General features: G+C 65.4%; 24 protein-coding genes. 9 read left to right on the top strand and 15 right to left on the bottom strand.

The genetic code is table 11. The features are described from left to right. Nucleotides 1-2: 2 nt before the first annotated feature. The 7 genes from E4K64_RS13750 to E4K64_RS13780 form a co-directional block, all read right to left on the bottom strand. Nucleotides 3-212, bottom strand: coding sequence for a twin-arginine translocation signal domain-containing protein (locus E4K64_RS13750; RefSeq protein WP_008553089.1), 210 nt, complete (start codon nucleotides 210-212; stop codon nucleotides 3-5). Between the two features lie 29 nt (nucleotides 213-241). Next, nucleotides 242-1,021 (bottom strand): molecular chaperone TorD family protein, encoded by a 780-nt coding sequence (locus E4K64_RS13755; protein ID WP_135163999.1) that lies wholly within the window; start codon nucleotides 1,019-1,021, stop codon nucleotides 242-244. A gap of 132 nt (nucleotides 1,022-1,153) precedes the next feature. Beyond that, entirely contained in the window at nucleotides 1,154-1,759 is a 606-nt protein-coding gene (locus E4K64_RS13760; RefSeq protein ID WP_135164000.1) for a DUF3306 domain-containing protein, read from the bottom strand. Continuing rightward, the gene (locus tag E4K64_RS13765) at nucleotides 1,756-2,271 is read right to left on the bottom strand and encodes a DUF3305 domain-containing protein (protein ID WP_135164001.1); all 516 of its coding nucleotides are present in this window, start codon (nucleotides 2,269-2,271) and stop codon (nucleotides 1,756-1,758) included. The genes E4K64_RS13760 and E4K64_RS13765 overlap by 4 nt, the downstream gene beginning before the upstream one ends. Next, on the bottom strand, nucleotides 2,268-3,275 hold the full coding sequence (locus E4K64_RS13770) for a DUF6352 family protein (RefSeq protein WP_135164002.1): 1,008 nt from the start codon (nucleotides 3,273-3,275) through the stop codon (nucleotides 2,268-2,270). The genes E4K64_RS13765 and E4K64_RS13770 overlap by 4 nt, the downstream gene beginning before the upstream one ends. Further along, nucleotides 3,272-3,811: a DUF6505 family protein gene (locus tag E4K64_RS13775; RefSeq protein WP_135164003.1), complete on the bottom strand. Its 540-nt coding sequence runs from the start codon at nucleotides 3,809-3,811 to the stop codon at nucleotides 3,272-3,274. The genes E4K64_RS13770 and E4K64_RS13775 overlap by 4 nt, the downstream gene beginning before the upstream one ends. Continuing rightward, complete coding sequence (locus E4K64_RS13780) at nucleotides 3,808-4,548, bottom strand: biotin/lipoate--protein ligase family protein (protein WP_235884666.1); 741 nt, start codon at nucleotides 4,546-4,548, stop codon at nucleotides 3,808-3,810. Before E4K64_RS13780 ends, E4K64_RS13775 begins: the two co-directional genes overlap by 4 nt. Nucleotides 4,549-4,712: 164 nt before the next feature. Here E4K64_RS13780 and E4K64_RS13785 point away from each other — a divergent pair, with 164 nt between their 5' ends. After that, a complete protein-coding gene (locus tag E4K64_RS13785) occupies nucleotides 4,713-6,683 on the top strand; it encodes a 4Fe-4S binding protein (protein WP_135164004.1) in 1,971 nt (656 codons plus the stop codon). A gap of 49 nt (nucleotides 6,684-6,732) precedes the next feature. After that, nucleotides 6,733-7,032: a hypothetical protein gene (locus tag E4K64_RS13790; protein WP_235884667.1), complete on the top strand. Its 300-nt coding sequence runs from the start codon at nucleotides 6,733-6,735 to the stop codon at nucleotides 7,030-7,032. A 106-nt stretch (nucleotides 7,033-7,138) separates the two neighbouring features. Here the strand turns inward: E4K64_RS13790 and E4K64_RS13795 are convergent, their stop codons facing one another. Both E4K64_RS13795 and E4K64_RS13800 read right to left on the bottom strand, forming a co-directional pair. Next, a complete protein-coding gene (locus tag E4K64_RS13795) occupies nucleotides 7,139-8,428 on the bottom strand; it encodes a c-type cytochrome (protein WP_235884668.1) in 1,290 nt (429 codons plus the stop codon). A gap of 725 nt (nucleotides 8,429-9,153) precedes the next feature. Next, the gene (locus E4K64_RS13800) at nucleotides 9,154-10,149 is read right to left on the bottom strand and encodes a Bug family tripartite tricarboxylate transporter substrate binding protein (protein WP_135164005.1); all 996 of its coding nucleotides are present in this window, start codon (nucleotides 10,147-10,149) and stop codon (nucleotides 9,154-9,156) included. Nucleotides 10,150-10,391: 242 nt separating this feature from the next. On the opposite strand from E4K64_RS13800, the gene E4K64_RS13805 reads away from it, so the two are divergent. Next, on the top strand, nucleotides 10,392-11,528 hold the full coding sequence (locus tag E4K64_RS13805) for a GNAT family N-acetyltransferase (RefSeq protein ID WP_135164006.1): 1,137 nt from the start codon (nucleotides 10,392-10,394) through the stop codon (nucleotides 11,526-11,528). 27 nt (nucleotides 11,529-11,555) lie between these two features. On the opposite strand, the gene E4K64_RS13810 is transcribed toward E4K64_RS13805, so the two are convergent. Further along, complete coding sequence (locus E4K64_RS13810) at nucleotides 11,556-12,779, bottom strand: FAD-dependent monooxygenase (RefSeq protein WP_135164007.1); 1,224 nt, start codon at nucleotides 12,777-12,779, stop codon at nucleotides 11,556-11,558. A gap of 467 nt (nucleotides 12,780-13,246) precedes the next feature. Between E4K64_RS13810 and E4K64_RS13815 the strand changes: the two genes are divergently transcribed. From E4K64_RS13815 to E4K64_RS13825, 3 genes are all read left to right on the top strand, one after another. Then, a complete protein-coding gene (locus E4K64_RS13815; RefSeq protein ID WP_135164008.1) occupies nucleotides 13,247-14,593 on the top strand; it encodes a lipopolysaccharide biosynthesis protein in 1,347 nt (448 codons plus the stop codon). A gap of 285 nt (nucleotides 14,594-14,878) precedes the next feature. Continuing rightward, a complete protein-coding gene (locus E4K64_RS13820) occupies nucleotides 14,879-16,054 on the top strand; it encodes a glycosyltransferase family 4 protein (protein ID WP_135164009.1) in 1,176 nt (391 codons plus the stop codon). Between the two features lie 22 nt (nucleotides 16,055-16,076). Then, nucleotides 16,077-17,612: a glucosamine inositolphosphorylceramide transferase family protein gene (locus E4K64_RS13825; protein WP_135164010.1), complete on the top strand. Its 1,536-nt coding sequence runs from the start codon at nucleotides 16,077-16,079 to the stop codon at nucleotides 17,610-17,612. 97 nt (nucleotides 17,613-17,709) lie between these two features. Here E4K64_RS13825 and E4K64_RS13830 read toward each other — a convergent pair whose 3' ends face one another. The 5 genes from E4K64_RS13830 to E4K64_RS13850 all read right to left on the bottom strand — a co-directional run bounded on the left by E4K64_RS13830 (nucleotide 17,710) and on the right by E4K64_RS13850 (nucleotide 23,837). Further along, nucleotides 17,710-18,657 (bottom strand): ABC transporter substrate-binding protein, encoded by a 948-nt coding sequence (locus E4K64_RS13830; protein WP_135164011.1) that lies wholly within the window; start codon nucleotides 18,655-18,657, stop codon nucleotides 17,710-17,712. A 104-nt stretch (nucleotides 18,658-18,761) separates the two neighbouring features. After that, on the bottom strand, nucleotides 18,762-19,802 hold the full coding sequence (locus E4K64_RS13835; RefSeq protein ID WP_126255948.1) for an ABC transporter permease subunit: 1,041 nt from the start codon (nucleotides 19,800-19,802) through the stop codon (nucleotides 18,762-18,764). Then, complete coding sequence (locus E4K64_RS13840; protein ID WP_135164012.1) at nucleotides 19,795-21,318, bottom strand: sugar ABC transporter ATP-binding protein; 1,524 nt, start codon at nucleotides 21,316-21,318, stop codon at nucleotides 19,795-19,797. The genes E4K64_RS13835 and E4K64_RS13840 overlap by 8 nt, the downstream gene beginning before the upstream one ends. A gap of 136 nt (nucleotides 21,319-21,454) precedes the next feature. Further along, complete coding sequence (gene xylB / locus E4K64_RS13845) at nucleotides 21,455-22,900, bottom strand: xylulokinase (protein WP_135164013.1); 1,446 nt, start codon at nucleotides 22,898-22,900, stop codon at nucleotides 21,455-21,457. Between the two features lie 13 nt (nucleotides 22,901-22,913). Next, nucleotides 22,914-23,837 carry a LysR family transcriptional regulator gene (locus E4K64_RS13850; RefSeq protein WP_135164014.1) on the bottom strand — a complete coding sequence of 308 codons (924 nt, stop codon included), beginning with the start codon at nucleotides 23,835-23,837 and terminating at the stop codon, nucleotides 22,914-22,916. 106 nt (nucleotides 23,838-23,943) lie between these two features. Here E4K64_RS13850 and E4K64_RS13855 point away from each other — a divergent pair, with 106 nt between their 5' ends. Genes E4K64_RS13855 through E4K64_RS13865 form a run of 3 tightly spaced genes read left to right on the top strand, consistent with a single transcriptional unit; the run spans nucleotide 23,944 to nucleotide 26,712 of the window. Further along, on the top strand, nucleotides 23,944-24,267 hold the full coding sequence (locus tag E4K64_RS13855) for a Dabb family protein (RefSeq protein WP_126255952.1): 324 nt from the start codon (nucleotides 23,944-23,946) through the stop codon (nucleotides 24,265-24,267). Continuing rightward, nucleotides 24,264-25,343, top strand: coding sequence for a maleylacetate reductase (locus tag E4K64_RS13860; RefSeq protein WP_135164015.1), 1,080 nt, complete (start codon nucleotides 24,264-24,266; stop codon nucleotides 25,341-25,343). The genes E4K64_RS13855 and E4K64_RS13860 overlap by 4 nt, the downstream gene beginning before the upstream one ends. A gap of 4 nt (nucleotides 25,344-25,347) precedes the next feature. Further along, a complete protein-coding gene (locus tag E4K64_RS13865) occupies nucleotides 25,348-26,712 on the top strand; it encodes an amidohydrolase family protein (RefSeq protein ID WP_135164016.1) in 1,365 nt (454 codons plus the stop codon). The last annotated feature ends 18 nt before the right edge of the window (nucleotides 26,713-26,730 follow it).

Below are 26,730 nucleotides of genomic sequence, written 5' to 3' on the forward strand. Positions count from 1 at the left end.
TCTCAGGCCGGATAACGGTTGACGCGGTAGAACGTCTTCACGTGATCGGATTCCTTGTAGCGCGCCTTGCGCTTTTCATCGTTGTTCTCGCTGTCCGCCTGCGCGGACCCGACGAGCGGCGTCGCAAGCGTCGCGCCGGCGCCGACCGTGCCGATGCCAACCTTGCGAAGGAAGTCGCGGCGTCCGACCTTTGCTTTCGTCTCGTCACTCATCGCATCTCTCCCGGACCGACCCGCGTCGATCAGTTGGCGAATGTGAATGCTTCCGTCTCGATCTCGATGAAGGTGCGCCCGAGCGCGCCGACCGTCCGATAGAAGCGGACATTGCCGGCACTCTCCATGTCGGCGAACAGCCGCCCCATCCAAGGTGACACGTGCTTTTCGAAGAACGCGCGCTGCGCCTCGGGCGAAGCATCGAAGCTGCCGTCGGCAAGTCCCGACATGACCTCGCACAGGATGGCGGCGTGATCCTCGGGTTCGGAATTGTTGGCGAGCCGCTCGATGCCGAGCGCCGTCAGATCGGCGCGCAGGCGCGACAACGGCCGTTCGTTCAGAAAGCCCGTCAGGTAATAGGAGGCGTAGGGCAACAATTCGCCGCGGCCCAGCCCGACGAACAGATCGAAATACTCGCGCTCGACTTGCGCTGCGACCGCGCTCGCGGCGGCATCGGCCAGCGCCGCGTGTGCGCGCCCGAGCGGCGTTGCGTCACCTGTCAGCGCAGCGAGACGATCGAGCAGACGTTTCGACGGAGGCGCAGACAGCAGCGTCGCCAGCAACGCGTATTCCTGCGCGCGCGCGGCGTCGATGGGATCGACGAGTTCGGCCGAACCGGCTTGTTCGCCGTAGAGATCGGGCCGCAGATCATTCCGGGAGACGCCCGTGGCGGATTCGACTACAACCACCCGTTGTGCGGGCACGCGCGTCCAGTTCGAGACGGAGGGCTGGCTGATCCCGATTTTGCGCGCAAGTTGAGCGATGCCGCCCGCGGCATCGATCGCGCGATCAAGCCCGTCATCACGCACGTGGACCTCCCATCCAAGTCCCGTCTGCTTGATTATCGCTTTTGTTACAAAGCACTAGGCAAGCGTAATCCTGGTTCCGCGGGCGGTCAATCGCTCCTCATAGGCTTAGCCTATAGCCTTTGGTCGCGTTGCTCAGCGCGGCAACGCACCACCATGCGTGCGAGTCCTGATCGGTTCAGCAAGGTCGGCCAACCGGTCAACCGTCGCCGGTTGCGTTGCAACAGGGATTGCCAATGGGTCGGTCGCGTCCGACGGCTCGGTGACATCGGCGGTCGCTGCGGCATCGGCTTGATGCAATTGCGGCGAAGAATCCGCTGCCTCGACCTCGGGAGCGGATTGGAGTGCCTCACGCACGCCGCCGACGACGCGATCGACAAGCGCAGCCAGCTCCTCCGAGGAGCAATCCAGTGGCCCAAAGCCGGGCATCGCAGTCGGGTCGTTGAAGTCCCACGCATTCTCCGCAAGCCCGACGAAGTCGCGAATGGCGGGATCGGTCGCCCAGGCGCGGCGAAGAGCCGCACGGCTCAACTCCTGTGGAATGTTCTTGCGCAGGAAGGCGGTGATGTCGGTCGCAGCATTGATGTCGTCGATCGACGGCAGGCTGGAGAGATCGAACTCGCTCTCGGCGTTCCGGGTCTCGGCCGCCGGCGTGGGCTGTGCCTCGGCAGGCTTCGCCGGCTCCGCTCGCGATTCGCGCTTGCGGCGGGACCACCGCGAAAGGAACTCCTCCTCGCTCATTCCTGTCCGCCTTCAGGTTCGCGCCGCGCCAGCGCCTCCGGGTCGGCGCGGCGCCGCTTGCGCTTGACGAACTCCCGCTCGACATGATGCTCGGCAACGAACTTTTCAATTGTCTCAAGCAGGGCCTCCGGCATCGGCACCGCCTCGACCAGATTGTCGCCAGCTTCGGTAAAGCCCTCGCCCTCCGCAGGATCGGCGGTCACCGCCGCAACCGCATAAGGCCAGGCGCCTTCGGAGGGCGACAGCACGGTCCATAGGCTTGGATTGCCTGACGCGAGATTGTCGCGATAGCGCGCCGTTTCGGACGGATAAAGCTCGATGGCGGCGCTTCCGGCATAGAACAGGGTCGTGTCGCCCTGCTCGCGAAGCACGGTCCAGGGTGTTGTGGCCGGCTCGTCCGGCAGCACGGCGATCCCGCGCCAGACGAAGTCGACCCAGGGCGAGGCAGCCTTGCGCCGCTCGACCACGACGCCGACGGGAATCGAGAGGGTCGGCAACGCCGCAGGGCTCATGTCGCCATCTCCAGACGTTTCACCGGCAGCCCGGTCAGCAGGTTCTGCGGCTTCAACCGAAGCTTCTGATCGGGCATCATCGACAGGATCAAGTAGACGGGCTCAGCCCCGACATCGTCGAGCGCCTGGCTGGAATCCGCAAAGGTCAGCCGGAACAGCGCAAGCACGCGGTCGGCGCTGCGCTCGTCGAGCTCTTCGCCGCGCCAAAGACGGTCGCCAAGCCTGGTGGCGTCGGCGTCGAGTCCGACATACCAGGTCAGCCTAGCATCCTGCAGTGCCCGCAGCGGCTCGATCGTCACGTCGATACCGAGCAGATGGGATACCCAGCGCGTCATCGCCAGGGCCAGCGCCGCTGGTCCAGGCCCATCGGGCGTGAGGTCGAGCGCCATGTCGAACTGGTCGCTGCGCTGCCAATAGGCCTGGGCATTATCCTCGCTCAACACCTCGACCGTCGCATCAATGGTCGCCCCCAGCATCGACATCAGAGAGAGCACCGGGGTCGGGCTCCGGCCGCCGACGATCTCCTCGTCGCCGAGCAACAGGGCCTGCTCATGCGGCAGGACGCGCTGGATCCGGAAGAACAGCTCGGCCGCGCGCAGCACGAAGGGGTCGTCGCAGCCATCGAGCGCGTTGCGCAGGATGACGTGCACGAGCTGGTTGACGAACAGCGGCGGCAGATCGTTCGCTCCGGACCGTACGAATGCCAGATAGGCGGCTTCGAGCGTCGGATGCCGCACCAGGAGATCGCGAAACGCCAGCACGAAGCGCCAATTCTCCCGGGCATCGGCATCGACGATCCCGGCGATCTCGTCAGCGCTGACCATGCGCCGCGGCTCGGCGAGCAGTTCGCGGTGCAGCCGGCGTTCGACCGGGCACGCGTCCTCCGGGGGCATCAGCTCCGGACGGGCAAAATAGGCCTTGAGGAACTCATCGGTGACGCGGAGCCCGCCGCCCTCGTCGCGATCGAGCAGGTGATGACCACACGCGATCCAGAAATCGTTCATCTGTCGGTCGGCTCCCGGCCCAGATCCGCAAGCTTGAGATCGCCGTCGGGCTGGACGTCGTCCTCCATTTCCATGAACGAGATCGCCTTGCTGTGGCCCTGCCCTTCGCGGAGCTGCAGCCGGCGGAAGGATTCGCGCACCTCGCCATCGCTTGAGGTACGGTGCACTGCAATAAGCGAGCTGATCGGATGGCTGCACAGCGACTGCGCGAATGCGACCTCTTCTTCCGCGGCGGTCCTCGCGACAGCCATGTCCGGCGCGCCGAAACGATCGACCAGCTGCCTGGCCAGGAGCTCGATCAGACTGTGGTAGTCATCCGCGGTGGCTGGCACGATCTGCGCCAGCGTCGACCAGCCCCAGGATTGCACCCCGAGGAAGCCGCCCCGAAACGCCGCGCGCTCCTTGCCTTCGAGCCGGGCGCCGTCGCGGTCCCAGAAGCGGAAGGCGCCGGAGACGGCCCATTCGCCCGGCTCCGCGGCCACGTCGAACACGAAGGTGTCGGAGGGATCGAGCGCGATGGTACGCAGGAGCTTCACAGGCGCGGTCCTCCAAGCGAGGGATCGAGCCAGGACGGCGTCGCGAGCGCCTGCACGAGGTCGCTTCGCTCGACCCGATCCGTCCCGATGCGGCGTGTCAGAACATCGCCGCGATCGTCGATGCGCTGCATCGTCTGCCGTTCGCGCGGCATCCGGGTGAGATAGTCGCGCGCGAGGCTGTCAAAGCCGTCGACCCGCCAGCGATCCAGCGCCAGCATCAGATGCCGGGCGAAGCTCTCCGTGATCTGCACGGCGCCGACCTCGCCAAAGCCTTCCTGATCCAGGGCCGAGGCCAGCGGGTGAACGCCGGGATCGTCATCGCTCATGGCCACCGTCCGGATCATGGCTGCGAATACCAGCCAGGGCGGCGGCGCATCCTCGTCGGCATCGGACGGCCATCCCATCCGGCCGCCGCCAACCAACCCGCCGTCGATCCTGACCTCATCCGGCCAGCCGATCGTGATCGGCTTGCTCGGCGGCGCATAGGCGCGAAGCGCATCGGTGAGCGCGACCATGCCGGCGTAGAACGCACGCCGCGCCCCGCGTAAGGGCTCGGCCGGCTCGAGCACGACGGCGAACTCTGCGAGGTCGAAGCGGCCGACATAGACGAGCGTACCGGCGCCGCTTTCCGGTGCAATGCGGCATGCGTGGGCAAAAGCGTCGCCACTCTCGCGCAGCCGCACCAACGTGAACGGCGGCGGCAGGTGAATCGGTTCCGCCAGGGAAACATGGCTCACTGGGGTCGACGGCAGACCGTCCTCCGCTTTCCTTTTCTTCCCGATGGATAATGTCTATACGAGGCGAGGGGCCGGCGCGAGTCCATCGTCGGCGCCCGAATGGCGGAGGGGTTAACCTGGAGCAGCCAGCGAAGACCATCCTGATCTGCTCGTGCGAAGGCACGATGCGCCTCGACGCGGCCGCGATCCGGCGCGGATGTCCGAGCAGCGAGATCAAGAGCTTCAGCCATCTCTGCGGTGCGGAGCTCGATCATTTCCGCAAGATCGCGGCGACAGAAGGCGCCTTGACCGTCGCCTGCACGCAGCAGGCGGCGCAGTTCTCGGACGAGGCGGGCGACCGGCCCGATGCGATCAGTTTCGTCAATATCCGCGAAACCGCCGGCTGGTCGAGCGACGGCGCGCGCGCCGGCCCGAAGATGGCCGCCCTGCTCGCGTCCACTTCCGTCCAGGCACCGGACTATCCTCTCGTCACCTTGTCGAGCGAGGGCGTGGTCCTGATCTACGGGCGCGATGAGGCCGCGATCGAGGCCGGCCGCCTGCTTGCCGATCACCTCGACGTCACGGTGATGCTGAAGCAGCTCGACGACATAACGCCGCCGGCGGCGACGGTCTTCCCGATCGTGAAGGGGACGATCCGCTCCGCGAAGGGGCATTTCGGCGCCTTCGAGCTTGCGATCGACGACTATGCGCGTCCCCGCCCCTCCTCGCGCGATCGCTTCGTGCTGGATGCGGCGCGAAGCGGCGTCACCTCGCGCTGCGACATCGTGCTCGATCTTTCCGGCGATAGGCCGCTGTTTCCCGCTCACGACCTGCGCGACGGCTATCTTCGCGCCGACACGAAGGATCCCGCTGCGGTGCTGCGCGCCGTGCTGACCGCCCGCGATCTCGTCGGCAGCTTCGACAAGCCGAAATATGTCGATGTCACGCCCGCTCTTTGCGCCCATTCGCGCTCCAAGCGCACAGGCTGTCACCGGTGCCTCGATCTCTGCCCGACCGGGGCGATCACGCCCATCGGCGATCATGTCGCGATCGACCCGAACATCTGCGCGGGCTGCGGCCAATGCGCGGCCGCCTGCCCGACCGGCGCTGCATCCTACGCGCTGCCGCCCGCCGATACGCAGCTGCAGCGAATTCGCGCCATGCTGCTCGCCTACCGCGAGGCCGGCGGCGCAAACGCCGTGCTGCTCTTTCACGACAGCCCGCACGGCACGCCGCTGATCGATGCCCTGGCGCGTCACGGCGACGGCCTGCCGGCGAATGTGCTTCCCTTTGCCGTGAACGAGCTCACGCAGCTCGGGCTGGAGGCGATCGTCGGTGCCTTCGCCTATGGCGTCTCCGCCGTGCGCTATCTGCTGCGCGCCAAGCCGCGCCACGACGTCACCGGACTGTTGCAGACGATCGGCATGGCCGAGGCGATCCTCGACGGTCTCGGATTTGCCGGCCGCCGCCTCGCCACCATCGAAACGGACGATCCCGACGCGCTCGGCGAGCATTTGACTGACATCGGCACGCTCGCGGCCGTCGCGACGCCCGCGACCTTCAAGACCGTAGGCAAGCGGCGCGACCTCTTACGCTTCGGATTGAGCGAGCTGCATCGTCTGGCGCCGAAGCCGGTCGACGTGATCGCGCTGCCGCAGGGCGCGCCGATCGGCGCGATCCGCGTCGACGCCAGCGGCTGCACGCTGTGCCTCTCCTGCGTCTCGGCCTGCCCGACCGGCGCACTACGGGACGATCCCGAGCGGCCCGTGCTGAAGTTCATCGAGGATGCCTGCGTGCAATGCGGGCTGTGCGAGAGCACCTGTCCCGAGAAGGTCATCAGCCTTGTGCCGCAAATCGATTTCCGCGCGGCCCGCGCGCCCGCCGCGATCCTCAAGGAGGAGGAGCCCGCGCTCTGCGTCCGTTGCGGCACGCCGTTCGGCGTGAAGAGCACGATCGACCGCATCGCAGCCAAGCTTGAAGGCCGCCATTGGATGTATCCGGCCGGCGACAAACGGATCGAGACGCTCAGGATGTGCGCCGACTGCCGCGTCATCGTCACGAGCGAGCAGCAATTCGATCCATTCAAGGGCGTTCCGGAACGGACACCGCCGCGGACGACCGACGACTATCTACGCCAGCGCGAGGGCAAGGACTAGACAAGACCACCAGACTCAAGGGGCAGGAAACCAGGGGGGAAGCATCACCATGTCTCGTTTGATCGCAGCTCTGTCGACGTGCATGATCTCCATCGCTCTCGCCGGCGGAGCGGCCGAAGCTGCCGCGCCTCCGCTGACCAAGGCGCAGAAGGTCGCCGTGAAGCAGGCGATCGCCGGCTGCAAGGCCGAAGCCAAGGGCAAGAAGATCGCGTGGCTGTCGCGCCGCAAATACGTCAATCATTGCGTCGCGGAGGCGCTCAAGGAGCACCCCGGCATCGACGTCATTCAGATTCTCAAGCAACATCCGGAGATGAAGGATCTTCCGATGGACAATTGGGATTCGATCTGAGCGGCCTAAAGCGCGATGCGACTGGGATGAATCGTCATCGCGCTTTAGGTTGTTGTTTAAGCATGATCTTCTCGGAGAACCGCTGCGCACTTTTCCGGATCATGCTTTAGCGCGACGTCACGCGGCCAAGGAAATCGGTGAGCGCGCGGCGATCCTCGGCCGAGCCGATGCGCTGCTCCGGCATCCTGGTGCCAGGGGTGTAGGCGTTCGGTCCAATTTCGAACAGCTTCGCAACCGTCTCCGGCGTCCAGGTGATGTCCATCGACTTCAGGGCATCGGAGAAACGGTAGCCCGGCAACGATGCGATCTTGCGGCCATACAATCCTGCAAGCGTCGGACCCGCGCGCTGCACCTCCTTCTCCGACAGCGTATGACAGGCAACGCACGCCCGGAACACGTCGGCACCATGATCGCCGGCATAGGCGGCGAGCGGATCGGGCGGCAATCCTGCCAGGATCGAGCCGATGGGATCGCCGGTGCGCGCATTCCAGCGTCTGATCTTGCCGTCCGCGCCGCCGGTCAGCAGCGTCTCGCGATCCGGCAGGAAGGCGACCGACCATACCGGCAGACCAGGTCCAACCAGCGTTCGCAACAGGCTGCGCGACTTGCGATCGATGATCGCCACTGTGCCGCCGATGCCGGCCGCAGCGATCAAGGTGCCGTCAGCCGACATTGCCAAAGCCACCACCGGCGTGGGACTTGCCGCGACCTCGCCGCTGAGTTTGCCCTCCCTGGTCAGCATGCGCAGCCTGCCATCGACCGCAGCGGTGACGATCTCACCATCCGGCGCCACGGCCACGGCGTTCAGCGGCGCCGGCAACGTCGCGATTTCGGGCTGGCCATCCGGCAAATGCCAGATGCGCAGCGCAAGATCGTAGCCGACGCTGACAAGCCTGCCGTCCGGCGTGAAGGCGACGCCGTTGACGTTCTGCGAATGCCCTTCGAGCACACGCGACGTGCCGTCCGATAGCGACCAGAGCCGCACCGTCCGATCCCACGATGCCGATGCGAGAAGCGATCCATCGGGCGATACGGCAAGCGCCACGATCGGCGCGACATGTCCCTCCAGCACGCGGTCCGGCTGGGGGCGGCCCGCCGTCCACACCGCGATCCGTGCGTCCGCGCCGCCCGTTATCATGCGGCGGTCCGTCAGCAAGACGACCGCATTGACGCCATCGGCATGATACCGAAGCACTTGCTCTGCGCTATCCGTCCTGAGGGACCAATGGATGGCCGACGTATCGAAGCTCCCGGACAGAAGCTCGTCGCCGTCGGGGGAAACGGCAAGCGCCCGTATGGGGCCACCGTGTCCCGCCATGTCGGCATGCGCGGATGCGACGGCAAAGACGGCCCACAGCGCGGCGGCCATCTTCGCGCACAAAGGTGATCTGGTCATTCCCGGCCGGCCCTGGTCACATTCACGCTCTCAAGATTGCCAGAAGCGCCGGCAGAGATGAATATCGGAACCGGCCTACTTGGCCGGCGCCGTCGTGGTTTTCGACGATCCCTCTGGCGCAGCCTGCATTCCAGGCGGACTCTGACCTTGCGGACTTTCGGCGGGCGCGCCACCCGACCCCGTATTGATCGGGCCGGTCCAGCCTTGCGGCTGTCGCTGGCCCTTGTCCTCGGGCGGGGTTTGCGCTGCCGATGAGCCGGATTGTGCGGGCTGCGCGCAGACGCTTCCGGAAAGGCAAAGTGCTGCGAAGCACAAGGACGTTGTCAGCAATTTCACGCGGAATCCTCCCATCTCCGTACTGAAATGGGCCAAACCGCCTTCCGTTCCGAAGCGTGCAGCGCAATAGCCGACTTTTGGCATCGCCCGGATTAGTTTCCGACTGGTCACATCAAGGATGTATCGTATAGATGGCTTGATGTTCCAATCGAGAGAGTCTGAAAATGAAGGCCTTTTTGCTTGGCTGTGTCGCGGCCTTACTGATCGCGATTGCGGGGATGGTGGTCTTGAACAGAGTCCAGGAGCCCGTCGCCCAAGCGTTCGCTACGACCGGCGTGCGTCTCTGACATCGCGCCAACATGGCTGGATCGATCCCGAGCGCCACGCGGTCCGGGCTCATGTCGGAACGAGCGCTCTAAAGCCCACATTGTGACGTCGGCAAGCTCATCTCAGTCGCGCTTCAGCCCGATCGCCTTGACGACGGGAGCCAGGCGGGCCAGTTCGTCCTCGACCAGGCGCTGAAACTTGTCGGGACCTGAATCGACGTCCGGCTCCAGACCTTGCGAACGATAGCTTTCCTGCAACTTTGGATCGGCCATCGCGGTACGGGTCGCCGCAGCGATCCGCTCCACGACCGTATCGGGGGTCGCTCTTGGAGCGAACAAGCCGAACCAGCCGGCGTATCCGAGGCCGGGCATGCCGGCCTCAATCACCGTCGGAATGTCCGGCGCGCCGCTCAACCGCCGATCGCTCGTCACGGCGATCAGCCGCAACTTGCCCGCATGATGCAATTGCAGGATCTGGCTCGAGACCACCGCAATCACCGAAGAAATCTGGCCGCTCACCAGGTCGTTTGTCGCGGGCCCCATGCCCCGATAGGGGACATGGATGAAGTCCGCTCCGAGGCCGGATTGTCGTCTGAACATCTCCCCGACGAGATGATTGCCGGTGCCGAGCCCCGGCGTGCCGTAGGAGAGCTTGTCCGGATTGGCCTTGGCAAAAGCTGTCAGCTCCCGCAGATCCTTCACCGGCAGGGACGGATGAACCGCGAATGCAAGCGTGCTGGTGATCAGGCGGTAGACGGCGCGGAAATCACGAACCGCGTCGTAGGCCGGTTGAGCCGAAGACAGCGGGATCAACACTTGGGTGCTGCCATTGCCGAGCAGAAGCGAATAGCCGTCGGGCGCGCTCTGCGCCACCGCGGCGGAGCCGATCGCGCCGCCCGCGCCGCCGATATTCTCGACATAGATCGGCCCCAGCAGCGGGGCAGTCCTGTCGGCCCAGGGACGGCCGATCTGATCGCCCGCGGCGCCGGCCGTATAGGGAATGACCAGCCTGATGGGCCGGGAGGGGTAATCGTCAGCGGCTGCGCCAGCGGGCCAGGCAGCCAGCGCCGTGATCCGTGCCGCCGCATCGAGCAATTCTCGTCGTGAGAAGAGGGACATTGTCTGCGCATTCAGGACTGTGCCGGCGATGTTACACGAATGACGAGGTCTGGAAATCCACCGCGATCGTGCAGCAACATCCAGACGGATCCGAGATTTAAGACTTTGATAACGATACGAACGTGGTTGAGCGCATTGATGCAAATCGCACACCGCCGGTGTCTCGCCCGTAACGACCCTGCTATAAAGCGCAGCTACGGCTCGATCGATCTTCGCGAACTGCCTGGTGTCCTTGATTGCGCATGAACAAGCTTAGCAACACGTTCGACATCGGCATCGAGCAGTCATTCGACTTTCTATCCCCGGAATATGCCGGGCTGTTTGATCGCTCGGCCGCGACCGCGTTCCAGCATCCGATCTGGCTGCACAGCCTCTACGCCAGGCTCGCCTCGCATGCCGGCGCGGCACCGCTGGTCGTCGTGGTCCGCCACCGCGCGACGGGAGCGCTTGCGATGGTGCTGCCCCTGCTGCGGATCCGGCGCGGTCCGATCCGAACGGTCGAGTTCGCCGATCTGCGCGTCTCCGACTACCTGGCACCGGTTTGCAGCCCGGAGGTGTTTTCGCAACTGCTCGACGACTCGGAGGCATGCGCGCAGATCCGCCGCCTCGTTCGCCCTTTCGAGCTGCTGCGAATGACCAAGCTGCCCGACAGCCGGCTTCCGATCGAAGACCTCCTGGCTGCATCGCGCCGCGTGTCGATGGACACCAATGCCTACGCGACGGTTCTCGTCGCACCGTTCGAGCAATGGCGCGCCAGTGCGCTCGATCGCTCCTATCAGAAGGAGCTTGCAAAGAAATATCGCCAGCTCCAGAAGAAGGGCGCGCTGAGCTTCTCATGCTGCAACGACAGCGCCTCCGTGCTCGAGACGATGGAGGTGATGAAGAGGTTTCGCGGTCCGCGCTTTCAGGCACAAGGCGACGGCGACCTGCTTCAGCGCCCCGAGTATTTCGGCTTCTATTCCGACGTGGCCCTTCGTGGTCTCGGCAGCTTCGTACGCCTCTACGCCATGAAGATGGACGGCGAGGTGATCGCCGCCGTGCTCGGACTGTGCCATCGGGACAGCTTCCTCGTCATCATGAGCGCCTTCGACATTGACGGGTACAAGAGCCAGTCCCTCGGCGCGCTGATGTTCGAGCAGGTGGCGCGGGACTGTATCGAGCGCGGCGATCAGATGCTCGATTTCACCATTGGTGACGAGCCATACAAGAAATTGTTCGGCGGGCAGCCGTCGCCGATGTGGGCGGTCACGCAGGTCGGCAGCCCCGCAGGCGCCGTCGCCCTGTTCGCGCTGAATCAGGCGCCCTGGCTGAAGCTGGCGGCCAAGCGGCTAGCGGATTTGCGGCTCCCTCCTGCCCGCACGCCGACGCCTACGCGCTGATCCGGCGGCGGGCGAAGAACCCAGAGCTCAGGCGCGCAGCGCGCCGCGAACACGTCCGAGCCAGCCCGGATGCATCTGATCGACACGGTGTGTCAGGCTGCGCCGCAGGAAGTGCAATCGGCGCCGGACATCCCAGCCGATATCGTTGCGGGACGTCAGGGCCTGGCGGAAGCGCGCCATCTTCAGCGACTGCTGGTCCGCCGCGATCTTGTCGCGATCGGAATAGAACTGCGAAATCTTCTCCTGGCCCATGCCGGCGGTCATGAGCCATCGCGGCGCATATTCGGTGCAAAGACGATCGACGTCCACCAGCAAGCGCGCGACGCCCGTGCCGGCGGCGGGACAATTGGTCTGGAACGCATCGCCGATGAGCACGACGCCGGGCTGCAGGTGTCCCTCGACGACGGTCAGATCCATCACCCAGTTCTGGACCCGGTCGACGACGCGGAAATCGCCGAGATAGGGCCGCAATCCCGGCAGCAGACGCAACAACGTCGCCTCCGGCTCGCGACGCAGCTCGCGCATGATCGGATCGGTCGGGTCGCGGAACATGAAGAGATTGGCCCGCATGCCGACGCGGACGGGAAACAGGCTGAGATAGTCGATGCCGTCCGCCGTGCGCTCGCCATAGCAGGTCAGCGCCTCGAAATCGAACGGACGACCGTCCTGGCGTACAATCGTGAAGCCGAACGACACCGAATGGCGCTCGGCCAGCACGCGCCGCCTGATCCCGAGCTTGTAAGCGAGAGCTCCCGCCATGCCTGCGGCCAGTACGACGAGGCGCGCGGTCACTTGCCGTCCGGAGGCCAGTTCGAGATGCTGGACGTCGTCGCTGCAGCTGACCGCCGTGACCTCGTCGACGATCAGGCCGGATGGATCGGGCATCTGGCTGCGCGCCATGGCCACGAGATCGGCGTAGGGAAACCCGTAGGCCTGGCCGACGCTGACATCGACCACCTTGCTTTCCCGGATATTGAGCACCTGATCATATCGACAGGCGACCTTGTCGAGCGCGTCGAGGAAGCCCAGCTTGCGCAGCATCGCCAATTGATGCCCGCCGATCTTCTCGACCCGGAATTCGTCCGGATAGACCGCGCGCTTGTCGATCAGCGCAATGCGGTGCCCTGCCTGCGCCAGCACGGCCGCCGCAAGCGATCCCGCAAGGCCGCCGCCGACGATCGCAATGTCGGCAACGGTCCTCGAAGTGCCGGCTTCGGCGATCGGCTCGGTCACATTTCTGTCCGCCGTCATGATCCCAGGCTCCCCAACGGTCAACTAAAGTCGCACGTGCAATTCTCTGGCCTGATGTCGCATCGCAGGATCAAACGCGATCATTTCTCGCTATCGAGGTTAACGGAGCGGCGAGCCGGCTGTCCCGACAATGGCCGGCACGCCTCTTGCTCGGGATTCCCGTAACTTTGGGTGTCTGGCAGCGCGGCGGCCGATCCCCGGCGAGCCAACCGCATTCAACGGGTGATCTCGCCGTTATCTGCCGTCGATATGGTGCTGCGCCGTCATGCGGTCCGGCCAAGGCTTGCTCTATTTGAGACAATGAGGACGGCGATGTTCCACAGTGACGCAATCGAAACCACCGGGATGACGACGTCGCCGGCAAGAACGTGCTTGCCACCCATTAACACTCGCGGTTTTTCGGCATGCTAGGTTGCCGTCGGCGTCGGAGCACGTCGCTTCGGGAGAAAGCAGCTCCTTAAACTTCCATGATCGAATCCATCCTCCAGTTGTTGCGGCGTGACGTCACGCGCGGTGTCGTCGGAACCATCCTCCTCAAGGTTGGCAGCGGCGCACTTGCGTTTGCGTTGTTTTCGCTGGCGGCACGAACCATGTCGCCCGATGGCTTCGGCATCTTCGCGACCTGGCTTTCGGTGGCCCAGATCGCCGCCGTCGTGGGACTGGTCGGCCAGGAATCGCTGCTGGTGCGCTTCCTGAACGAGTATCAGGTCGGCGACCGGCCGGATCTCACCAAAGGCCTCCTGCTGTCGAGCTTCAAGATCGCCTCGGTCGCCATGCTGATTGTGATCGCCGGGATTGCCATCGCGGCGAGCGCGAGAGGCGACTGGTGGGTGCTGATACTCGCGGTATCCGCCTACACGGCCGTGAATGCCGGCGTGATGCTCGGCAGCCAGGTTGCACGCTCGCTGGTCAGCATTCTGATGGGCGAAGGAAACCGCGAGTTCTTCTGGCGGGTCATCGTCGTCCTCTTCCTGATCGCCATGCTGCTCGCTCACCGGCAACTCGATCCCGCCGAGCTGATCGCGGTGATGACAATTGCCATGTCGGTCGGCCTCGTTGCGCAGATCGTTTCGATCGCGCGCGTGCTGCCGAATTTGCGCGGTACAGCCGCACGCTCAGAAGCGTCGCGCTGGCGCTCGAGCGCCCTGCACTTCTGGATCGCATCCATCCTCGAGGTCGCGAACCAGTATTTCGACGTCATCCTGGTCTACTGGATGCTGGATCCGGCGACGGCCGGCATCTACTTTGCCGCCTCGCGCCTCGCCAACATCTTCGCCATGGTGTCTGCGGCGCTGTACACGTTCGGCGCGCGACGGCTTCCCTCGCTGTATTTCAGCAAGAACCATCGGGAGTTCGAGCGGACCTTGCGGTTGATGGCGGAAGTGACCGCGCTTTGCGTGGCCGCCGGGCTCGCCACGATCTGGATCGGCGGCCCCTATCTCCTTAACCTGTTCGGACCCCATTTCACCGAACAGCATTCGGTCCTGATCGTGCTTGCGATCGGAACGGCCATCCAGGCCGCAGGCGGCCCGTCCGCTGCGATCCTGCAGCTGACCGGCCATGAACGAATCTACGTTCCCGTCGTTGCCGCCAACGTCGCGCTGCGGCTCGCGGGATTTCTCGTCCTGATTCCCTGGCTCGGCGTGCTGGGCGCGGCGATTTCGGCGACAGTGTCGCTGGCGCTCGCCACCATTGCCCTGAACGTGCTCTGCCGCCGGCGCTCAGGGGTCGATCCCTCAATTCTCGTGCTGTTGCGCTTCACTGCCATGAAACGTGGCAATTATGCCGTTCGCGGCGCCGACTCCAGCGACTAAAGCGCGATGCGATCAGGATGAGTCGTCATCGCGCTTTAGGTTGTAGCATGATCTTATCGGAAAACCGCTGCGCACTTTTCTCACGCGTCGGCGGCGCGCAGGATCGATTGGTTAACGCGCTCGCTGCGCAGCATCCGGGAACCAGCGAAATCGCTGCGAGAACGATGTCGACGGGCGAGCCTCGCATTAACTCCGTTTGTTGCTAGCCGGTGTCCACGCGATGCCCACATGATAGGTACGGAGTTAAGAAGGTGAAGATTTCGTTTCTCTAGCGGGTCGGGAGCCGTGCTGCACTATCAGCCGAACAAGGATTTGGGCGAGACGACCGCGGCAGCACTCGCGCGGTCGAACGGCGGCGGACCCAAGCCGCACGTGCTGCTCGCCCAAACCCAGGGCGAGAACGCCGGCGCGCAGGAAATCTCCAGGCTGCTCGGGGCCGGGCTGACGGCGCGCGGCTACCGCGTCACCAATCTGTTCTTCTTCCGCAAATCGGACTCTTTCGACGAGCCGCCCGACACGCTCTATTGCGCGCCGAGCCGGCCGGGCAATCCGTTCGCGCTGCTCCGGATGCTGTGGACGCTCAGCCGCCACATCAGGACCATCAGGCCCGACGCCGTCCTGACATTTCAGCATTTCGGCAACGTCATCGGCGGCGGCGTCACGCGCCTCGTCAGTCGCGCTCCTGTCGTCGCCAATCAGGTTTCATCCGCGCTGTCGATGAGCTGGCCGGTCCGCACCGCCGACATCGTCATGGGCAGCCTCGGCTTCTTCGACCGCATCACGCTCAATTCGCAGGACATGGAGCGCGAATATTCGCGTTACCCCGCGGCTTACCGGTCGCGCATGGTGCATGTGCCGCACGGCTTCGACGACAAGGCCCTCACCCTGTCGAAGGACGCTGCACGACAGAAGTTCAATCTGCCGCCCGATCGCGTCCTGCTCGGCTGCGCCGCAAGGCTGCATCCGCACAAGCGGCTCGACATGGCGATACGTCTGTTGCCGGATCAACCGTCCTGGCATCTCGCGCTCGCCGGCCAGGGCGCCGACGAGGCCCGGCTGAAGCTGCTGGCGGATGAATTGAAGGTCTCGGACAGGCTGCATTTGCTCGGAGAAATTCCCCCCAGCCGGATGGCGGACTTTCTCGCCTGTCTCGACGTGTTCGTATTCCCGACACAGGCTGAAACTTTCGGCCTGGCCGCGGTCGAGGCTGCGAACGCGGGTGTTCCCTCCGTCGTGACCGATCTTCCCGTCCTGCGCGAAGTGCTGTCCTACGAAGGCAAGCCGACTGCGCTCTTCGTCGATGCCTCCGATCATCCGAAGCTCTCGGCGGCCGTCTCCAGGCTGCTGACGGACCAACATTTGCGCGAGGCGCTGCGACAAAACGCCAAAGGCCTGAGGCTGCGCTATTCGGTAGATGCCATGGTGGAGGAATACGTTCGTATTCTCGGCCAGGTCATTTGACGTTGGAATAGATCGGCTCGACATGATCATCGAGTTTCGCTGTGAACGAGAATACGCGCGGCGGTGGATGAGCCGCGAGACGCTGTCGATCGACGGCCGGGATGTTCCGGTTCAAATCGCCTGGACGGCAAATGCCGAGCCGCGGCCCGCGGGTCTCGACACTCTTTTCGAGCTCGAACGTGTGGTGTTGCACAAGGGCAAGCCCAGCGGCGCCAACAGGCTCGACAGCATTCCGGAGCGGACGCGGGCTCATCCCGAGACCGCCGACGTCATCGTCGATTTCACCGGTACCGCGCGCGATCCGGGCAGCGCCGCCCGGCTGTATCTCCGTCCGCTGTTCAATGGAGTTGCAGGCGAGAATGCCGCGCTCGCCGCCATTCTGGCCGGCGACCTGCCGGTGATCGAGATCGTCAACGAGGTCGACGGCTCGGTCGTCGATCGCGGCCATCCATCCGGCGAAATTGCCGTCGGCCTCAGCGGCGCGCTCGAGACCGTCATGGCGCGAACCCTGACCATGGTGGCGGCGATCCTGTCGGGAAGGCCGCGCATCGTGCCGCAGCTGGCGCGCGCCGCTGGAGCGGGCGTCAGCCGGCAGCCGACGGCCTATGTCGTGCGCGGCCTCGCCGTATCGATCGCCAAGGAGATCTATCGTCTCTGCTGCTATGCCCCGCATTGGCATATCGGATGGCGCTTCAATGACGGCGCGGGCGTCTGGCAGACCGGCGATCTATCGGGTCCGAGCTGGAACGTTCTGAAAGATCCCGGAAACCACTTCTACGCCGATCCGTTTCCGATCACGTGGCAGGGACGAACATTCGTCTTCTTCGAAGACCTCGATCACCGCGTCGGAAAAGGCATCATTTCGGCGGTCGAGTTCCGTGACAACGGACCGGTCGGCGAGGCCGTGCCGGTGCTGGAGGAGCCGTGGCACCTCTCCTATCCGTTTCTGATCGAAGATGGTGGCGCGTTGTGGATGATCCCCGAGAGCTCGACCAACGGTGACGTCGCCCTCTACAAATGCGTCCGCTTCCCGGACAAATGGGAGCGGCACGCGACGTTGCTGTCGGGCCTCGAGCTGGCCGATGTGACGATCACGCGGCACAACGGCCTGCATTATCTGTTCGGCGCCTGGCGCGACGGAAGCGGCGGCTACTCGGATTCGCTGGCGATCTATTGCGCGGAGCACCTCCTGGGGCCCTGGCTGCCGCATGCCAGCAATCCGGTCCTGATCGACCGCGCGAGCGCGCGGCCGGCAGGGAATTTCGTCACGATCAACGACAAATTGTGGCGCCCGGTCCAGAACTGCGCCGACGGATACGGCGCGGCACTCGCGCTGGCGGAAGTGGTCGAACTGTCGCCGACGGCCTTCAGGCAGACCGTGCGCCATTGGCTGAAACCCGGACCGGCATGGCCCGGCAGGAAGCTCCACACCCTGAACCGCTGCGGCCGGCTCGAGCTGATCGACGGCTCGCGCGTCCAACCCAAGACGACCGCTTTTGCCAGCAAGTCTCCGTCGACTGTATTGTCCGCGCGAACCAATCCTTCCGCCGCGCGCTGACGCGGATCAGCGCGAGCCGGCGGCCATGACGCCACGGGCGGCGTGAATCAAACACACCGCCCGCGATTTCGTAGTTTGCCGCCTCAGCAAGGGAAGCTTACTGCGAACGATCCGAGGTCCAGCCCTTGTATTGCGCAACGTTGTCCCTGGTCACGAGCTTGGACGGCAGAAGCTCGACGGTCGAGGCCGGCTTCTGGCCGTTGAGGATGCCGACACCGACCTGCACGGCCCGCCGCGCCATGAAAAACGGGTCCTGCGAAGCCGAGGCCTGGATCTGCGGCGACTGCGGATCCTTCAGCGCGGCCTCGATATCGGGCGCGCCGTCGACCGCCGTGATGATGATTCCGCTGCGGTTTTGCTGGCGCGCCGCAAGGTCGGTGCCGATCGCCTGGGGATCGTTGATGGCGAAGATGGCATCGATCTTGGGGAAGCGGGTCAGATAGCCCTGCGCGACGGTGAGGCCGCCTTCGCGCGAGCCCTTGCCGTCCTGGTCGCTGGACAACACCTTGATGCCGGGATTCTTCGAAAACACGTTCTTGCAGCCGACGACGCGATCGATCACGGCGGAGACCTGCGGCCCGTTCTCGATGATGACGTCGCCCTTGCCGCCGAGCTTGTCGACGATGTACTGGCAGGAGATCTCGCCGGCCTGCACGTTGTTCGTGGTCACGGTGGCATCGGCGCCCTCGGCCGCGGTGTCGACCGCAACGACGACGATGCCCGCGGCTTGCGCCTTCTTGATCGCCGGCCCGATCGCCTTGGGATCGCCGGGGTTGAGCAGGATCAGATCGACGCCGGCGGCGATGAAATTGTCGATCTGGGTGACCTGCTTGCCGAGATCGTATTCGAAGCCGACCGCGGTGATCTTCACGTTGGGATTGGCCTTCTTTGCCTCGAACTCGGCGCCGTTCGACAGCGCGACAAAGAACGGGTTACCCATCGACCCCAGCGAGACGCCGATCGACTTGAGCTCCTTGGCCGAGGACGGCGCGGTGCTAAGAACAAGCGCCGTCGCGGCGCCGGCGAGCATGATCGTCTTCAACATGGACTTCCCTCCCTGGTCTGTCTTCATTCCCGGCACGGCAGACCAGTTGCCGCAACGGAAGCTTTCAAGTTCTGGCGGAGCCTTTCAGGTTCTGGCGGAGCCTTTCAAGTTCTGGCGGAGCCTTGCAGCCGATAGCGATCGAGCGCCACGGCGCCGATGATCACCAGGCCCTTGATGACATATTGCCAGATGTCAGAGACACCGACGAGGATGAGGCCGTTCGACAGCACCGCGATGATCAGCGCGCCGACCAGCGTCCCCCAGATCGAGCCGATGCCGCCGACGAACGAGGTGCCGCCCAGGATCACGGCGGTGATCGCATCGAGCTCGTAGGACTGGCCGAGCTGCAGGCCGTTGGCGGCGTAGAGCCGCGCCGCCTGCATGGCGCCGCCGAGCCCGGCGAAAAGCCCGGAGATGCCATAGACGAAGATCAGCACGCCCCAGACCTTGATGCCCGCAAGCCGCGCCGCGCTCTCATTGCCGCCCACCGCGTAGATGTGCACGCCGAGCACGGTCCGCCGCAGCACCAGCCACGAGACCAGGATGACGAGCAAGGCGATCACCGAGAGCCACGGGATCGACGCGACGCCGGGAACGAGCGTCAGCGAGCCGTTGCCGATGAAGGCATAGGGAATGGACGGATTGAACACGGTGGTGTCGGCCCCGAGCAGTCGCGCAAGGCCGCGCACCGCCGTGAGAGAGCCGAGCGTGACGATGAAAGGCGGCAGGCGGAGCAGCGCGATCAGCGCGCCGTTGACGACACCGAAGACAAGGCCGGTGAGCAGCGCGGCCGGCAGCCACAGCACGCCAAGCTCCGGCAGCTTGGACAGCGTCAGCCCGGCCATCGCGGCGGCCGCCAGGATCGAGCCGACCGAGAGATCGATGCCGCCGGTGAGGATGACAAAGGTCATGCCTGCGGCCAGCACGGTGTTCACTGCGGCCTGCTGCAACACGATGCCGAGATTTTGTCCGGTGAAGAAGCGCCCCTCGGACAGGAAATGGAAGCCGATGCAGAGGATCAGCAGCACCGGCAGCATGCCGAGCGCGCTGATCAGCATCCTCACCCGCTGGCGCTTTGTCTCAGCGGCGGCACCGTTGGTCGTCGTCGGGGCGGACTGAACCTCCGCAGCACCGTTGTCAGGCATCGAGATGCTCCATCCCCGTGGCAAGCGCCATGATGTCTTCTTGTGCCAGCGGCGAATTGGGTCCGCGCCTCACCTCGCCGGCGATGTGGCCGGCCCGCATGACGACGACACGGTCGCAAATGCCGATGATCTCGGGCAGGTCGGACGAGATGACGAGGATGGCGGTGCCGGCCTTGGCCAGATTGTCGATGATCGAATAGATCTCGGACTTGGCGCCGACATCGACGCCACGCGTCGGCTCGTCGAGGATCAGCACTTTTGGCCCGATGGCGAGAAGCCGCGACAAGAGCAGCTTCTGCTGATTGCCGCCGGACAGTCCACCGGCGGGAACGCCGACATTGGCGGCGCGGATGCTGAGGCCTGCGAAGGCCCTGTCGGCGCGCTCGCGCGCCTTGTCGCGATCCAGGAACCAGCCGAGCTTTGCGTCGCGGCCGAGCACCGCGAGGTTGATGTTGTCCAGACACGACATGTCCAGGAACAGGCCGAGCGCCTTGCGGTCCTCGGTCAGATAGGCGATGCCGGCCTCGAGCGCCTCACCGGGGTTGCGGATCTCGACCGGATGTCCCTCCAGCTCGAGCCGGCCGGAAGTTTTTGGCAGCGCGCCGATGATGAGATGGGCAAGCTCGGTGCGGCCGGCGCCGATCAGGCCGGCCATGCCAATCACTTCGCCCGCATGCACGGTGAGCGAGCAGCCCCTGACGCGCTGGCCGTCGGCCATGTCGATCGCGGCGAGCACGGGATGTCCGCGCCCCGCGTCGGGATCGTGATCCTTCTTGTAGAACGACGAGACGTCGCGCCCGACCATCAGCCGCACGATGGTGTCGGCACGGATATCGGGCTTGTCGAGCGAGCCGACCAGCCGGCCGTCGCGCAGCACGGTGACGCGGTCGCCGAGCGCGTAGACCTCGTCCATGCGATGCGAGATGTAGATGATGGCAAGCCCCTCCGCCCTGAGCTGACGGATCAGCGCGAACAGCCGCGCACTCTCGCCGGCCGACAACGCGGTGGTCGGCTCGTCCATGATCAGAATTTTCGATCTTGCGTGCAGCGCACGCGCAATCTCGACCAGTTGCCGCTGGCCCATGGACAGATGCGCCACCAGCGTCGACGGCAGGAAGTCTGCGCCCAGCCGCTTCAAAATGGGACCGACGCCCTCGCGCATCTCCCCGCGCGCCAGCAGTCCTGAACGCGAGATCTCCCGTCCGAGATAAATATTCTCCGCCACGCTGAGATTGGGCGCCAGCGACAGCTCCTGATAGATGATGGAGATGCCCGCCGCGCGGCCGCCGAGCGGGCCTTCGATCCGTACCGGATGTCCTTCGATGCGGATCTCGCCGCCGGGATCAGGTCTGTAAGCGCCGGACAGGATCTTCATCAACGTCGACTTGCCGGCGCCGTTCTCACCCATCAAGGCGTGAATCTCGCCGGCGTAGACGGTGAGATCGACGGCACGCAGCGCCTTGATGCCAAAGAAGGATTTTGAGACCCCGCGCATCTCGAGGATCGGATCGTTCATCGTGCCTCCCGCGCACAATGCGTTTCCCACCCGCGTCTCGTTCTCGGCAGCGCGGTTTGGTCATTAAACAAAAGCGGGTGACGCAGGGCAATACCGAAGGCGAGTATACCGAAGTATGCAAACCAGATTGGGCCAGCTAGTGGCGCGGCCGATACAGTTCGCGCCAGGCGGGAAGCCGCTCGGCATAGGCATCCGTCAGCCCGGCGTCAGGTTCGAACGTCTCGATGCGCTGCGGCCGCGTGCACACGACGGCGATCGCCTCACCCGTGCCAGCAAGTCGCCCCAATCTCGCCGCACCGAACGCCGCGCCGGTCTCGCCGCCGGCAAAGCGATGGATCGGAACATTCAGCACGTTTGCGAGAACCGAGAGCCAGAATGGCGAGCGCGATCCGCCGCCGATGGCGTCGGCTTCCGCAATCACAATGCCCGCATCCGCGAGCGCGTCGCGGCAATCGGCCAGCGCGAAGGCAACGCCTTCGAGCACCGCCTGCACGATCGCGGTGCGATCGGTGCCATGGCTCAAGCCATCGAGCATGCCGCGCACAACGGGGTCGTCGTGCGGCGTCCGCTCGCCCGCGAGATAAGGCAGGAAGCTCACCGGCGACGGAGCCTGCGGGCGCGATCCCAGCGGTGCCAGCAACTCGGCCTCGGCGACGCCGAACAGGCGCGCGGCCCAGGCGAGGCACGAGGCGGCCGACAGGATCGCGCCGGCCTGAATCCACATGCCGGGAATGGCATGGCAGAACGTATGCACCGCGCGGTCCGGATTGGCGGCGATCGTGGCGGTCGGTGCAAGCAGCGCACCCGACGTCCCCAAAGATACGAACGCGGTTCCCGGCTGGATCGCGCCGATGCCGACGGCGCCCGCCGGATTGTCGCCGGCACCGCCCGCGATCACCGGCTGCTTTGTCATGCCCCAGCGCCGCACGAGCTCACCGCGCAGCCTTGCGGCGGGCGCGCAGCCCTCGACCAGACGCGGCATGTGCTCGCGCGTCAGGCCGGTCGCGGCCAGTGCGGCGTCCGACCAGTCCCGGCGCGCGGCGTCGAGCCACAGCGATCCCGATGCATCCGAGACGTCTTCGACGGCCTCGCCCGATAGCACCAGGCGCAGATAGGCCTTTGGCAGCAGCACGAGCTTGGTCGCCGCAAAGATGTCAGCCTCGTGCGTCGCGATCCAGAGCAGCTTTGGCGCGGTGAATCCCGGCATCGCCTTGTTGCCCGTCGTCGCGCGCAAGGCGGGCCAGCGCTGCTCCAGGATACGGCACTCCGCGGCGGCGCGGCCGTCGTTCCAGAGGATGCAAGGCCGCAAGGGTCTCAGGCTCGCATCGAGCAGCGTGGCGCCGTGCATCTGGCCGGACAGCCCGATGCCTTCGACCGCCGCCAGCGCGCCGGCATGGCTCGCCTTCAGGGCATCCAGCGTGGCGAAGGTCGCCTCGATCCATTGCGCGGGATCCTGCTCGGAATGACCCGGCCGCGGCGAGGCGATCGACAGCGGCCGGCTCGCGCTTGCAATCACGCGCTGGGCGTCGTCGACGAGAACGGTCTTGACTGCGGAGGTGCCGAGATCGATGCCGAGATACATGGATGCTTCCCGCTCACTTCGCCGCGTCGATCCAGATCCCCGGCTCCGAATGCTCGCGGATGTGGCTGACCAGGAAGTCCGAGAAGACCCGGATCTTGGCCGGCAGCCTGACGCGGTTCTGGTAGGCGATGTTCATGGTGAGCAGCGGCAGCTGCCAGTCCCTCAGGACCGGCACCAGCCGGCCGGCCGCGATATCGCCCTGCACGATATAGAGCGGTTGGATCAGGATGCCGAGCCCTGCACGCGCCGCGCCGCAAATGATCTGGCCGTCATTGCTGTCGAGCGTCGGCGCGATCCGCACCGTCTGCGTCGTGCTGCCCTGGCTCAGCCGCAGCGAATAGGGGTCGTTGGCGAGATTGTAGACCAGCATGTCGTGACGGGCGAGATCGGCGGGATGCTCGGGCTGGCCATGCTTCTCCAGATAGGACGGAGCCGCCGCGAGCACGCGGTGCATCTGGCCGATGCGGCGGACGATGATGTTGGAATCCGGCTCGTGCTCGCGCGTGCGGATCGCGACGTCAATGCCGGCTTCGATGAAGTCCGGATAGCGGTTTGCGCTGATGATCTGCACGTTGAGATTGGGATAGAGCGCGCGGAAGGCGGGCAACATCGGCGCGAGGTAGATCATCGCGAAGGACAGCGAGGAGGTGACGCGCAGCATGCCCTTCGGCGACAGCGCACGGTCGGAGACGGCGTCCTCGGCTTCGGCGAGTTCGTTCAGCAGCGGGCCGCAGCGTTGCAATAGCTCCTGCCCTGCCTCGGTCAGCCATTGCCGGCGCGTGTTGCGCTCGATCAGCCGGACCGCAAGCCGCTCCTCCAGCGCACTGAGATGACGGCTCGCAGCCGCGTTCGACATCCGCAGGATCTCGGCAGCTTTGGAAAGGCTGCCGAGCTCAGCGGTTTTGGAGAAGACCTCGAGTTGAAGCAGCCGATCCATTTTTGCGAAATCAGGAAAAGAGACTTACAATTTTTGGCCTTTATTTCCGATTTCTGCAAGGCAAAATGGTGCCAACAAAGCGCGATACAGGCGAGGAAATCAGGAAATGTCGGGCCCGATCAGGCACATCGTGATGTGGCGGCTGCGCGGGGAGACCCCCGAGGAGCGCTCCGCCGCCCGGCTCAAGGTCAAGACCCTGTTCGAGGGCCTCAAGGGCCGGATCGACGGCCTCACCCACATCGAGGTCGGCATCGACGTCAGCGCGGTCGACTACGCCTGCGACGTCGTGCTGTTCTCCGAATTCACCGACCAGACGGCGCTCAGCGCCTACGCCAACCATCCGGAACATCTGCGGGTACGCGAAGCATTGGGCGACTTGCGGATCGGTCGCTTCCAGGTCGATTATCCCATCAAAGAGACCGGCGCATGATCGGTTCGTTCACCTTCGAAAACCTGCCTTGCCGCGTCGTGTTCGGCAGCGGAACGCTGGCGAGCGCCAAGGCCGAGGTCGAACGGCTCGGCGGCAAGCGCGCGCTGGTGCTGACGACGCCGCAGCAGGAGGCGCAGGGCAAGAGCCTGGGGGCAGCGCTCGGCCCGCTCTATGCCGGCATCTTTCCCGGTGCCACCATGCACACGCCGGTCGAGGTCACCGAGCGCGCGCTCGCGGCGATGACGGCGTGCGAGGCCGACTGCGTCGTCTCGCTCGGCGGCGGCTCGACCACGGGCCTCGGCAAGGCGCTGGCCTTGCGCACCGGCGTCAACCAGCTCTGCATTCCCACCACCTATGCCGGCTCCGAGATGACGCCGATCGTCGGCCAGACCGAGAACGGCCTGAAGACCACGGTGCGCGATGCGGCGATCCTGCCCGAGACCGTGATCTACGATGTCGATCTGACCCTGACGCTGCCGGCGAATCTGGCCGCAACATCCGGCATCAACGCGATCGCGCATGCGGTGGAAGCGCTGTATGCGCGCGACGCCAATCCGGTGACGTCGCTGATGGCCGAGGAAGGCATCCGCGCGCTGGCAAGCGCCCTGCCCGCCATCGCCGCGAAAAGCAGCGACCGCGAGGCCCGCACCGAAGCGCTCTATGGCGCCTGGCTGTGCGGCGTCTGTCTCGGCACCGTCGGCATGGCGCTGCATCACAAGCTCTGCCATACGCTCGGCGGCACCTTCGACCTGCCGCATGCCGAGACCCACACCATCGTGCTGCCGCATGCGCTGGCCTACAACGCCCCGGCCGTGCCCGAGGCGATGACACGCATCTCGCGCGCGATCGGCGCGGCTGACGCACCGCAAGGTCTCTACGATCTCGCCAAGCGGCTGGGCGCGAAGCTGGCGCTGCGCGAAATCGGCATGCCCGAAGGCGGCATCGACAAGGCGGCCGATCTCGCGGTGACGAATGCCTACTGGAATCCGCGCCCGCTCGACCGAAACGCCATTGGCGACCTGATCGCACGCGCCTGGGCCGGCGAGCCGCCGGTCGCCGTCAAAGCGGCGGCTTGAAACGATGCCGCGCACGCTGATCAGATCCGCGACGATCATCAGTATGGATGACGCGATCGGCGACCTCGCAACCGGCGACGTGCTGGTCGAGGGCAGCCGCATCGCCGACGTGCGGCCGACGATCGACATCGCGGCGGACACGGAGATCATTGACGGCAAGGGCCGCATCGTCATCCCCGGCCTGATCAACGCGCATATGCACACCTGGCAAACAGGCTTGCGCGGCTTTGCCGCGAACTGGACGCTGCTGGAATATTTCCGCCGCATGCATGCGGGCCTGGCCACCGTGTTCCGGCCCGACGATATCCATATCGCAACGCTGGTCGGCGCGCTGAACCAGATCAACCACGGCGTCACCACGCTGGTCGACTGGTGCCACAACAATCCGACGCCCGATCACACCGACGCGGCTGTGCGCGGCCTGATCGAGAGCGGCATCCGCGCCGCTTTCTTCCACGGCTCGCGCAAGCCGGAGCCGAAGCCGGGCGAGCCGCATTTCTCGGAAGTGCCGCATCCGCGCCGCGAGGTCGAGCGGCTGCTGGCGGGCCCCCTCGCCGACCGCGACGGCCTCGTCACGCTCGGGCTCGCCATTCTCGGCCCACATTATTCCACGCTCGACGTCGCCATGCAGGATTTCCGTCTGGCGCGTGAGCACAAGCTGATCGCATCCATGCACCAGGGCGGCGGTCCGGCCAAGACCCCGGGCGGCTGGGACAGGCTGATCGAGGCCGGCCTCGTCGGCTCCGGCATCAACATCGTCCATGGCAACGATCTGCCTGACGATCTGCTCGATCGTCTCGTCGATCTCGGCGTGTCCTTCTCGGTGACGCCGGAGAACGAGATGATCCAGGGCCACGGCTTCCCGATCACCGGACGGCTGCTCAAGCGCGGCGTCCGCCCGACGATCGGCATCGATCTCGAATCCGTTTTGGCCGGCGACCTCTTCTCGGCCGCCCGCATCGCGCTGTCGATGCAGCGCGCGCTCGACAATGCCGATTCGCGCAAGACCAGCGGCACCATTCCGGCGACGACCACGATTCCTGTGCGCGAGGCGCTGCGCTGGATCACGACGGAAGGCGCCCGCATGCTCGGCCGCGAGCACCAGATCGGATCGCTGACGCCGGGCAAGCTCGCCGACCTCGTCATCATCAACGCCTCCGACCTCAATCTCCATCCGGTGCATGATCCCGTCGCCACCGTCGTGATGCAGACAAGCCTTGCCAATATCGAGGCCGTGATGATCGGCGGCGCCTGGAAGAAGCGGAACGGCCGACTGCTGGTCGAGGGGCTGGAGACCAAGAAGGAGCTGCTGGCGCAATCCGGCCGGCGGCTGGTGCAGGACATCGAACGACAAGGACGCGCTGCCTAGCAGCGCCAACGGACAACA

Origin of the sequence: Bradyrhizobium frederickii (assembly GCF_004570865.1) — a bacterium.
Lineage (GTDB): Bacteria > Pseudomonadota > Alphaproteobacteria > Rhizobiales > Xanthobacteraceae > Bradyrhizobium > Bradyrhizobium frederickii.

Coding starts and splice junctions, on each gene's coding strand:
- E4K64_RS13835 (WP_126255948.1), bottom strand. CDS start 19,802: ATGCCTGACAACGGTGCTGCGGAGGTTCAGTCCGCCCCGACGACGACC.
- E4K64_RS13785 (WP_135164004.1), top strand. CDS start 4,713: ATGCGCCTCGACGCGGCCGCGATCCGGCGCGGATGTCCGAGCAGCGAG.
- E4K64_RS13850 (WP_135164014.1), bottom strand. CDS start 23,837: ATGGATCGGCTGCTTCAACTCGAGGTCTTCTCCAAAACCGCTGAGCTC.
- E4K64_RS13830 (WP_135164011.1), bottom strand. CDS start 18,657: ATGTTGAAGACGATCATGCTCGCCGGCGCCGCGACGGCGCTTGTTCTT.
- E4K64_RS13840 (WP_135164012.1), bottom strand. CDS start 21,318: ATGAACGATCCGATCCTCGAGATGCGCGGGGTCTCAAAATCCTTCTTT.
- E4K64_RS13855 (WP_126255952.1), top strand. CDS start 23,944: ATGTCGGGCCCGATCAGGCACATCGTGATGTGGCGGCTGCGCGGGGAG.
- E4K64_RS13825 (WP_135164010.1), top strand. CDS start 16,077: ATGATCATCGAGTTTCGCTGTGAACGAGAATACGCGCGGCGGTGGATG.
- E4K64_RS13790 (WP_235884667.1), top strand. CDS start 6,733: ATGTCTCGTTTGATCGCAGCTCTGTCGACGTGCATGATCTCCATCGCT.
- E4K64_RS13795 (WP_235884668.1), bottom strand. CDS start 8,428: ATGACCAGATCACCTTTGTGCGCGAAGATGGCCGCCGCGCTGTGGGCC.
- E4K64_RS13765 (WP_135164001.1), bottom strand. CDS start 2,271: ATGAGCCCTGCGGCGTTGCCGACCCTCTCGATTCCCGTCGGCGTCGTG.
- E4K64_RS13750 (WP_008553089.1), bottom strand. CDS start 212: ATGAGTGACGAGACGAAAGCAAAGGTCGGACGCCGCGACTTCCTTCGC.
- E4K64_RS13760 (WP_135164000.1), bottom strand. CDS start 1,759: ATGAGCGAGGAGGAGTTCCTTTCGCGGTGGTCCCGCCGCAAGCGCGAA.
- xylB (WP_135164013.1), bottom strand. CDS start 22,900: ATGTATCTCGGCATCGATCTCGGCACCTCCGCAGTCAAGACCGTTCTC.
- E4K64_RS13810 (WP_135164007.1), bottom strand. CDS start 12,779: ATGACGGCGGACAGAAATGTGACCGAGCCGATCGCCGAAGCCGGCACT.
- E4K64_RS13815 (WP_135164008.1), top strand. CDS start 13,247: ATGATCGAATCCATCCTCCAGTTGTTGCGGCGTGACGTCACGCGCGGT.
- E4K64_RS13860 (WP_135164015.1), top strand. CDS start 24,264: ATGATCGGTTCGTTCACCTTCGAAAACCTGCCTTGCCGCGTCGTGTTC.
- E4K64_RS13865 (WP_135164016.1), top strand. CDS start 25,348: ATGCCGCGCACGCTGATCAGATCCGCGACGATCATCAGTATGGATGAC.
- E4K64_RS13770 (WP_135164002.1), bottom strand. CDS start 3,275: ATGAACGATTTCTGGATCGCGTGTGGTCATCACCTGCTCGATCGCGAC.
- E4K64_RS13805 (WP_135164006.1), top strand. CDS start 10,392: ATGAACAAGCTTAGCAACACGTTCGACATCGGCATCGAGCAGTCATTC.
- E4K64_RS13800 (WP_135164005.1), bottom strand. CDS start 10,149: ATGTCCCTCTTCTCACGACGAGAATTGCTCGATGCGGCGGCACGGATC.